Origin of the sequence: Streptococcus sp. HMSC062D07 (assembly GCF_001814215.1) — a bacterium.
In the GTDB taxonomy this organism is placed as follows: Bacteria; Bacillota; Bacilli; order Lactobacillales; family Streptococcaceae; genus Streptococcus; species Streptococcus infantis_I.
The window spans coordinates 1-302 of record NZ_KV815327.1; the positions used below are offsets into that span (position 1 = coordinate 1).

A 302-nucleotide genomic window follows, 5' to 3' on the forward strand; every position below is an offset into this window, starting at 1 on the left:
TATGCCTATTCTGTTCGAGTTTCAGCTAAATATATTCCCCATTCAGCTAATTCTTCAGGCAAATCATAAACAGTTTTTCCATTACTTTCATAGATTTCAGAGATTCCTGGTGAGGTCTTAGAAAAAGTTTTCCAAGCTGTCACTAGTTCTTCTACAAATTGAATATTATGAGCTTCAAAAAAGTCATTAAATTTCGATAGTTCTTTACTATAAATTGTCACAACATTATAGCTATCAAGCATGATCTCATCATGACTTTTATGCCCACCAAATCCAAACTTACTTAGTCCATCATTAACAAG

At 32.5% G+C, this 302-nt stretch carries 1 pseudogene; it reads right to left on the reverse strand.

What is annotated here, in order from left to right:
• Positions 1 to 5: 5 nt before the first annotated feature.
• Positions 6 to 302, reverse strand: a pseudogene (locus HMPREF2957_RS04315) (hypothetical protein); the annotation flags it as partial.